Origin of the sequence: Solidesulfovibrio alcoholivorans DSM 5433, assembly GCF_000702665.1 — a bacterium.
Lineage (GTDB): Bacteria > Desulfobacterota > Desulfovibrionia > Desulfovibrionales > Desulfovibrionaceae > Solidesulfovibrio > Solidesulfovibrio alcoholivorans.
Genome location: NZ_JNJA01000013.1, coordinates 95,137 through 103,203 on the forward strand (window position 1 = coordinate 95,137; position 8,067 = coordinate 103,203).

Sequence of the window (8,067 nt, forward strand, 5' to 3'; positions counted from 1 at the left end):
GGGCCATAAGATGCCATGGTCGTCCCCTGGCGACCCACTATCTGCAAGGAGGAACGCGCCATGAGCGAGCGCACCGGACTTATCACTTTCCTCGGCGGCGGGCTGACCCTCGTCGGCACCCCCGTCGGCGTGGGCGACGCCGCCCCGGACTTCACCGTGCTGACCAACGAGCTGGCCCCGGCCAAGCTCGGCGATTTCACCGAAAAAGGCCTCATCCTCATCGCCGTGCCGTCCCTGGACACGGCCGTGTGCGACCTGGAAGCCCGCAAATTCAACAAGGAAATGGAAAGCCTCACCGGTCAGGCCAAGGCGCTGGTCATCAGCATGGACCTGCCGTTCGCCCAGAAACGCTGGGCCGAAGCGGCGGGCGTGACAAACATCGTCACCCTCTCCGACCACCGCGACGCGTCCTTCGGCCAGGCCTACGGCCTGCTCATCAAGGAACTGCGCCTGCTCGCCCGCACCGTCCTCGTGCTCGGGCCGGACCGCAAGGTGGCCTACATGGAGCTCGTGCCCGAAGTGACCAACGAGCCCGATTACGCCGCCGCGCTTGCGGCCCTGCGCAAGGTCTTGTAGAGACGGCCTGACCGCCCCAGCGGCGGTGCGAGGACGTCATGAAGCAGCATCTGTCACCACGCGGCCGACGCCTCCGGGCGTCGGCCCTTTTTACGGCCCTGGCGCTTGTCGCCCTGCTCGCCGGCTGCGCCGGCCAACAAGCCACCGTCACGCCGTCCGTGGTCGTGGAAAAGGAAGCCCTCGGCCGCGACGTCGAAGTCTCGGTCACGGTCAAGGACGGCCGCCCCAGCGCCGAGGTCGGGCTGTGCAACCCCGCCTCCTCCTTCGCCGGCAAACTGACCACCGCCTGCGATCCCGCCCCGGCCATGCGCCGCGCCGTGGAAGCGGGGCTGCGCGACAAGGGCTTCAAGCCCGCCGCGGCAAGCGAAGCCGTGGTGCGCAAGCTCACGGTCGAACTGACCGAGCTCGCCTACAAACCGAGCCAGACCGGCGCGCAACTCTCCGCCCGGGCCGTGGCCGTCGTCGCCGTCACCGCCGACAACAACGGCCAGACCATGACCAAACGCTACGAAGGCGAAACCGTCTGGAAACTGCCGGCCGAAGGCGTGGAGCCCGAATTCGACAAGCTCCTCAGCATGACCGTGTCCAAGGCCCTGTCCCACATGGCCTCGGACTACGAACTGATCCATTTCCTGGAAAAAACCATCCTGCGCACGCGGGACATCAAGTAAGCCCGCCGGGGCCGCCGCGCGCGGCCCCGGCCCCGCTCCAAACGGCCTCCCCCACAAGGCCCCATCCGGCGCAAGCGCCGCCGCAAAAGGACGATCCCCCATGGCCGTTTCCGTCGGCATCGTGGGCCTGCCCAACGTCGGCAAATCCACTCTGTTCAACGCCCTGACCAAAGCCCAGAACGCTCAGGCCGCCAACTACCCCTTCTGCACCATCGAACCCAACGTGGCCATCGTGCCCGTGCCGGACGCCCGCCTCGACGCCCTGGCCGCGCTCGTCAACCCGGCGCAGATCGTGCCCGCCACCGTGCGCTTCACCGACATCGCCGGCCTCGTCGCCGGCGCGAGCAAGGGCGAGGGCCTGGGCAACAAATTCCTGGCCCACATCCGCGAAACCGAAGTCATCGTCCACGTCGCCCGCGCCTTTGAAGACGACGACGTCGTCCACGTGTCCGGCTCCGTGGACCCGGCCCGCGACATCGACGTCATCGAAACCGAACTCATCCTCGCCGACGCGCAAATCCTCGAATCGCGCCTGGACCGCCTCGTCAAGCAAACCAAGGGCAGCAAGGACAAGGAACTCCTCGACAAGGTCGCCGCCGGCAAACGCCTCCTCGACCACCTCATGACCGGCGCGCCCGCCGCCACCGTCGAAGGCGTCGAGACCCCGGCCATGCTCGCGCTGTTCGACGAAATCCGGCCGCTTAGCGGCAAACGCGTCATCTACTGCGCCAACGTCGGCGAAGACGACCCCAAGGGAGAATCCCCGCTGGTGGACAAAATCCGGCAGATCGCCGCCTCCCGCGGCGCGGAGATGGTCGTGGTCTGCGCCCGCATGGAAGAGGAACTCGCCGGGCTCGCCGACGACGAACGCCAGGAATTCCTCGCCTCCTACGGCCTGAACGAATCCGGCCTCGACCGCGTGGCGCGCCTGGCCTACCATACGCTCGGGCTCATCAGCTTCTTCACCGCCGGCCCCAAGGAAGTGCGCGCCTGGACCATCACCGCCGGCGCCAAAGCCCCGGCCGCCGCCGGGCAAATCCACTCCGACATCGAACGCGGCTTCATCCGCGCCGAAGTCATCGCCTACGACGACTACATCAAGCACCAGACCGAAGCCAAATGCCGCGCCGCCGGCGTCCTGCGCCAGGAAGGCAAGGACTACGTCATGGCCGACGGCGACGTGGTGCACTTTCTGTTCAACGTGTAGTTGGTGGGATGGACTAAGAAGAGAGGAAGACGCCTCCGGCGGCCGGGGGGGATCATCCCCCCCGGACCCCCTGGACGGGGGAGCGGGGGGCGGGTGGAGGCGTGGTCGTTCGCGGGAGTGCGTCGGCGAGGCCCGTCGCCCCTTCGGGGCGAGTTTGAAGGAATTTTACTTTGAAAACCTCTTAAAGACCTTAAGAGAATCTTCTTAAAATGCGGCGCTTCGCCGCTGGCGCCCGTGGTCGCGGAATTTGCCCGGGCGTGCTGGCCGGCTTTGCGGCCTGCGTCGCCCGGGCAAATTCCGCGACCACCACTGCCGACGCCCCGCCGCTTGCCGTTCCCGACCTCCCTCCCATCCGCTCCCGTCGAGGAGGTCCAGGAGGGGATCATCCCCTCCTGGCCGCCGGAGGCATCTTCACTCTTCCCTTCTTCTCTCCCTCGCTCCTCCTTCCACTCCCACTCCTACTCCCACTCCCTCGGCGGCAGTCCCAGCAGCTCCCGAAACCGGTCTTCCACGCCGCGCAGGTAGTCGCGCGCGGCGGGGTCGCCGTCGGCGGGGGCGAAGGGGGCGAAGTCCTTGTCGGAGATGGGGCTGTAGGGGCCGGGTTTGACTTCGAACACGGCGGTATCCGGGACGAGGGCCATGACGCAGTGCCAGCCGCCGGCGAGCGCGTCCACGGCGTAGGAGCCGGCTGCGGCGTCGAGGATGGCGCAGTCTTCGCGATCGAAGGAGCCGTCGTCCTTGAAGCAGACGAAGCCCATCTTGCCGGTGAGCGCCACGAAGGCCTCGTCCTTGGGCGGGGTCAGGTGGCGGTGGGGGCGCACGTAGGTGCCGGGTTGCAGGGCATTGATCATGCGGTGCAGGGTCGCGGCGTCTGCGGCGTGGAAGCAGTGGATTTCGCGGCGGCGGGGGTTGGCGGCCGCGTCGCGGCATTTCTGGGCCACGAGCGCCGCATCCGCCACGGCGAACCGGTCATGGTCGGACTGGGTGGCCAGGGGCGAGATGCGGCGCAGGGCGTAAGGCGGCTTAGCCATGCAGGGGGATGCCGGCGGCGATCAGGCGGTGGTAGGCGGCGACGATCTGGCCGGACAGGCACATGTCGCGCAGCAGGAACGCGACGATGATGAGCCAGTAGCCCCAGCAGCAGACCTTCTTTTCGACGCCTTCGGTCTGGCCGCGCTGGATGTTGAAGAAAATGAAGCTGAGCAGGGCCAGCGGCAGCATGACCCACCAGCGGATGGTGGTGGCCTCGATGAACATGAACACGACGAACAGTGCGCCCAGGCCCAGGGCGACCCAGGTCAGGGGGGAAAACGAGCCGCAGGCGCAGCCACATTTCTGATCGGACATAGGGTACTCTCCTTTCCGGTTTTACGACCCTATAGCCACGGAGCGGGCCGGCTGTCCAGGAAAGGCGGAAGAGTGTCAGGCGAGGCGCGCGTAGGCGTCGGCCAGGGCCTTGCCCACGGAGGAAGGGGAGAAACGGCCGGCCACGGCGTCGCGGCCGCCCTGCCCCAGGCGCGCGCGCAGCCCCGGGTCGGCGAGCAGCGTGGACAGGGCATCGGCCAGGGCGGCCGCGTCCCCGGGCGGCACGACAAGGCCGGTTTCGCCGTGGCGGTTGACCCAGGGCACGCCAGAGCCGGGGATGTCCGTCGCAACCACGGGCTTGCCGCCGGCCATGGCTTCGAGCTGGACGATGCCGAACATTTCGGCCCGGCTGACAGAGGGCAGGCAGAAGACATCGCAGGCGGCGAGCCAGGCGGCGAGGGCGGCGTCGGGGATACGGCCGGGCAGGAAAACGCGGTCCGTCAGGCCGGCGGCGGCGATGCGCGCGGCCAGGGCATCGTGCAGCGGCCCTGCGCCGCCGATGGCGACGGCGACGTTTTCGGGAAGTTTCGCGGCCGCGTCGATGAGCACATCGAAGCCTTTGTAGGAAACGAGCCGGCCCAGGGCGAAGACCAGCGGCCGGTCGTGGAAACGCGCGCGGACGGCGGCCACGGCCGCCGGGTCGGCATCCTGGGGCCGGGCCATGGACGCGTCCACGCAAAAGGGCACCACCGCGCCCTTGCCCGCGAAAAGCGCCGCCCGGTTGGAGGCCGCGAGGTGTACGGGGCTTGGTGCGACGACCAGATCGGCCCGGCGGCAGAGCCAGGCTTCGAGCGGCCCGACGCACGCGGCGAGCGCGCCCTTGCCGATGACGTCGCTGTGCCAGGTGAGCACGACCTTGGCTTTGGGCCGGGAAAGGAACGCGGCCAGGGCGGCCAGGGGATTGGGCAGGTGGATATGCAGCACGTCGAAGCGCGGGGCCAGGCGCAGGAACGCGGCGAGGTAGGCCGGCGATAGAGGCTGCGAAGAAACGGTGCGCCAGACGGGAGCGCGGTGGACGGGACACGGCGCGACGGCATCGGGGTCGGGGTCGGCGTACGGCCCCGGGCCGGCGAAACAGAGCACTTCCACGGCCGCGCCGCGGGCGAGGAGCTGTTCCACGGCCTGGCGGGTGGCCGTTTCCACGCCGCCGGGGTCGGGCGGATAGAACTTGCCGACCTGCAACACCCTCATGGCGCGGGAGTCAGTGCGTCGAGGGTCGCGGTGACCGTGCGGCGCAGGTTCTCGACGCGGCGCAGGGTGAATTCGTTGATGGGGTCCGCGGCGAGGTTTTTCACCAGCCACAGCGCCCCGAGCACGCGGCCATCCTTGCCGAGCAACGGCAGCTCCAGCTTCATGACCGCCGGCGAACAGAGCAGTTCCCTGTCCGAGCCCTCGGCCTCTTCGCGCCGCCAACGGTAGACCGCGCCGCCGCCCTCCCTTGGAGGTTGCGGCCGCAGCACGCACGTGCCCGCGCCGTCGCCCGAAAGCGTCATCTCGGCCATGTCGAAACGCAACTGCTCCAGGGCGGCGGTCATGCGCGCCCAGAGCGTGGCCGTGTCCGGGGCCTGGGAAATCTCGATCTGGTGATTGAGGAAGGTGCGCCGGTCCTTGGCGAGGCCCGTGTCATCGGACACGTCGCGCAGCCAGCCGAGGATCTTGTCCACGGCGAAGTAGCTGAAATAGCCGGCCTTGCGCACGAGCAGGACCAGCGCCCCGCCCACGACGACCAGGAAAAGCCCGGCCGGGGCGTTGCGCAGGTTGACCAGCAACAGCGCCGCCAGGGCCAGGAAGATGGTGATGCCGTAAATGAAAAGCACCACTTTGCGCTGGGACCAGCCACGACTCAGGAGCTTGTGGTGCACGTGCCGCTTGTCCGGCTCGAACATGTCCCGACCGCGCATGAAACGCCGTAGCGGCGCGGTGATGGTGTCGAGAAGCGGCACGCCAAGCGCAATGACCGGCATGAGCAGCGTCGCGCCCACCTGGCTCTTGACCGAACCGGACACCGAAAGCGCCGCCAGCATGTAGCCGAGGAAATAGCTGCCGCCGTCGCCGAGAAACAGGCTTGCGGGATTGAAGTTGTAGCGCAAAAATCCGAGCGTGGCCCCGGCCATGACCGCGAAAAGCGCCGCGGTGTGCGCCTCGCCGCGCATGGCGGCCAGCACCGCCTGCACCGCCGTGGCGAAAAAGACCACTCCGGCCGCCAGCCCGTCCAGGCCGTCGATGAGGTTGATGGCGTTAATGAGCAGCACGAACCAGAAGACGGTGAGCGCGTAGGACAGCAGGTCAAAATGGATGATGAACTGTCCCGGCAGGGCGAACGAGGCGATGCGCGCCCCGCCGTAGCAGGCCACGCAGGCGGCGACGATCTGCGCCACGAGCTTGAGCTTCGAGGGCAGCGTCCATTTGTCGTCGGCAAAACCCACGGCGAAGATGATGCACGCGCCGGCATAGACATAACGCATGCTGTGGTCGAACAGGATGGCGACGGCCCGATGCGGCAACACCACGGGGGCCAGGGCGAGGCAGGCGAAAAAGGTGAGGAAAAGCGCCAGGCCGCCGCTTCGGGGCATGGGCGTGGTGTGCACCGTGCGGGCCTGCGGTATGGCCAGGATGCCCAAGCGCCGCCCCAGCCAGCGAGCCAGGGGCGTAAGCAGCAGGGACAGGCCCAAGGCGGCCAGAAAGAGGGAGAATATCGGGGTCATACGCCTCTTGCGGCGAGCGCGAACCACTCCTGCCCACCGACCGGCGCACCATAGGCGATGCCCGCTCCGACGTCCACAGGGCCGCGTGACGGTCGTGCAACCATTGACCGGAATTCGGAAAGGTCAGCGGGAATTCCCGGAGACCGACTCGCCGCCGAAGAGCTTCCAGCCGAGCATGCCCCAGGTCAGGTTGGAGGCGGCGTAACCGGCCGTGGCAAGCCGTTTGGCCACGAACGGCGAACGGTGGCCGGTCATGCACGCGACCACCACCGGCCGTTTCGGGTCGAGCCCCAGGCTCGCCGGATCGGCGGCCATGGCGTCGGGACGGTTGATTGCGCCGGGGATGTGAAACAGGGCGTATTCGGCGGGCGTGCGCACGTCGAGGATCTGCGGCTTGACCGCGCCGGCGCGTAAGCTCCGCAGCCGCCAGGGCAGCGTCTGGACGACGCCCGCCGCCAGCCAGCCGAGGTCCCAGGCCACGAAGAAGAGCAGGAAAAAAAGCAGCAGCGCCTTCATGGCCCCTCTCCCCGTGTTGCCCCCTCGAAAGGCGTATCGACTTCCTTCGAAGGCAATCTGCTTGAATAATGTGATTTCTTAAAAATACCGGCGTATTTTTCGAACCCTATCACGGGGCGAGAAACACCGCCAGCAGCGCGCCCACGCCGAGCAGCAGGGCGATCACGCCGTTGAGTGTGAAAAAGGCCACGTTGATGCGCGACAGGTCGTTTTCGCCGATGAGCCTGTGCTCCACGAGCAGCACCGCCGAACACACCGCCCAGAAGGCGTAGTAGATCCAGGAGAGCCCGGCGGCATAACCGGCCAGCAGGAAGAACAGGGCCGCATCGACATGGGAAAAGGCCGCCAGCCGCAGCGCCGTGCCCACGCCGAACTTCGCCGGCATGGACCACAGCCCCTGCCCCTTGTCGAAGTCCACGTCCTGGCAGGCGTAGAGGATGTCGAAGCCGGCCGTCCAGCAGGTGACGCCGCAACCGAAAAGGATCGCCGCCAGGGCGAATTCCGGTTTGACCGCGAGCCAGCCGGCCACGGGCGCAAGCCCGAGCACGGAGCCCAGCACGAAATGGCACAGCCACGTGAAGCGCTTGGTCACGCTGTAAAACGCGCCCCAGACCAGGGCCACGGGCGCAAGCGCCAGGCACAGGGCATTGAGGCCCGCACAGGCCGCGACGAACACGACCGCACAGCCGGCCGTGAACACCCAGGCCGCGCGCACGCTCACCTCCCCCGTGACCAGCTCGCGCATGCGGGTGCGCGGATTGACGCGGTCATAGCGCAGGTCGGCCAGGCGATTGACGGCCATGGCAAAGGACCGCATGGCCACCATCGCGACCGTGAGCAGCGCAAACGCCCGCCAGCCCGGCCAGCCCCCGGCCGCCACAAACAAGCCGATATACGCAAACGGCAACGCAAACACCGAATGCTCAATCTTCACCAACCGCGCCATCGCTGCGATCATGATTAATACGCCTCCGGCGGCTGGGGGGAGAGGGAACCCCTTTTCTCAAAAAGGGTTCCCTCTCCCCCC

The 8,067-nt window shown here is 67.8% G+C and carries 10 protein-coding genes; 4 read left to right on the forward strand and 6 right to left on the reverse strand.

Translation table 11 applies throughout. The features are described 5' to 3' along the window. The first annotated feature begins 60 nt into the window (after positions 1–60). The 3 genes from tpx to ychF all read left to right on the forward strand — a co-directional run bounded on the left by tpx (position 61) and on the right by ychF (position 2,454). Positions 61–576, forward strand: coding sequence for a thiol peroxidase (tpx, locus tag Q368_RS0118120; RefSeq protein ID WP_029460460.1), 516 nt, complete (start codon positions 61–63; stop codon positions 574–576). Positions 577–614: 38 nt separating this feature from the next. After that, on the forward strand, positions 615–1,247 hold the full coding sequence (locus Q368_RS0118125; protein WP_029460461.1) for a YajG family lipoprotein: 633 nt from the start codon (positions 615–617) through the stop codon (positions 1,245–1,247). A 100-nt stretch (positions 1,248–1,347) separates the two neighbouring features. Continuing rightward, positions 1,348–2,454, forward strand: a complete 1,107-nt coding sequence (gene ychF / locus Q368_RS0118130; protein WP_029460462.1) for a redox-regulated ATPase YchF — start codon at positions 1,348–1,350, stop codon at positions 2,452–2,454. A 458-nt stretch (positions 2,455–2,912) separates the two neighbouring features. On the opposite strand, the gene Q368_RS0118135 is transcribed toward ychF, so the two are convergent. The 6 genes from Q368_RS0118135 to Q368_RS0118160 all read right to left on the reverse strand — a co-directional run bounded on the left by Q368_RS0118135 (position 2,913) and on the right by Q368_RS0118160 (position 7,956). Continuing rightward, complete coding sequence (locus tag Q368_RS0118135; protein ID WP_029460463.1) at positions 2,913–3,485, reverse strand: WbuC family cupin fold metalloprotein; 573 nt, start codon at positions 3,483–3,485, stop codon at positions 2,913–2,915. Continuing rightward, positions 3,478–3,801, reverse strand: a complete 324-nt coding sequence (locus Q368_RS0118140; protein WP_029460464.1) for a hypothetical protein — start codon at positions 3,799–3,801, stop codon at positions 3,478–3,480. Before Q368_RS0118140 ends, Q368_RS0118135 begins: the two co-directional genes overlap by 8 nt. A 75-nt stretch (positions 3,802–3,876) precedes the next feature. After that, positions 3,877–5,010 carry a glycosyltransferase gene (locus Q368_RS0118145; protein WP_029460465.1) on the reverse strand — a complete coding sequence of 378 codons (1,134 nt, stop codon included), beginning with the start codon at positions 5,008–5,010 and terminating at the stop codon, positions 3,877–3,879. After that, positions 5,007–6,524 carry an MraY family glycosyltransferase gene (locus Q368_RS0118150; RefSeq protein WP_029460466.1) on the reverse strand — a complete coding sequence of 506 codons (1,518 nt, stop codon included), beginning with the start codon at positions 6,522–6,524 and terminating at the stop codon, positions 5,007–5,009. Before Q368_RS0118150 ends, Q368_RS0118145 begins: the two co-directional genes overlap by 4 nt. Before the next feature lie 123 nt (positions 6,525–6,647). Then, positions 6,648–7,040: a rhodanese-like domain-containing protein gene (locus Q368_RS0118155; protein ID WP_029460467.1), complete on the reverse strand. Its 393-nt coding sequence runs from the start codon at positions 7,038–7,040 to the stop codon at positions 6,648–6,650. A gap of 109 nt (positions 7,041–7,149) precedes the next feature. Then, positions 7,150–7,956: a 4-hydroxybenzoate octaprenyltransferase gene (locus tag Q368_RS0118160; protein ID WP_245611391.1), complete on the reverse strand. Its 807-nt coding sequence runs from the start codon at positions 7,954–7,956 to the stop codon at positions 7,150–7,152. On the opposite strand from Q368_RS0118160, the gene Q368_RS27105 reads away from it, so the two are divergent. Beyond that, the coding region (locus Q368_RS27105) for a hypothetical protein (RefSeq protein WP_245611392.1) at positions 7,856–8,067 on the forward strand (212 nt) is incomplete at its 3' end. The two genes, Q368_RS0118160 and Q368_RS27105, sit on opposite strands and share 101 nt — an antisense overlap.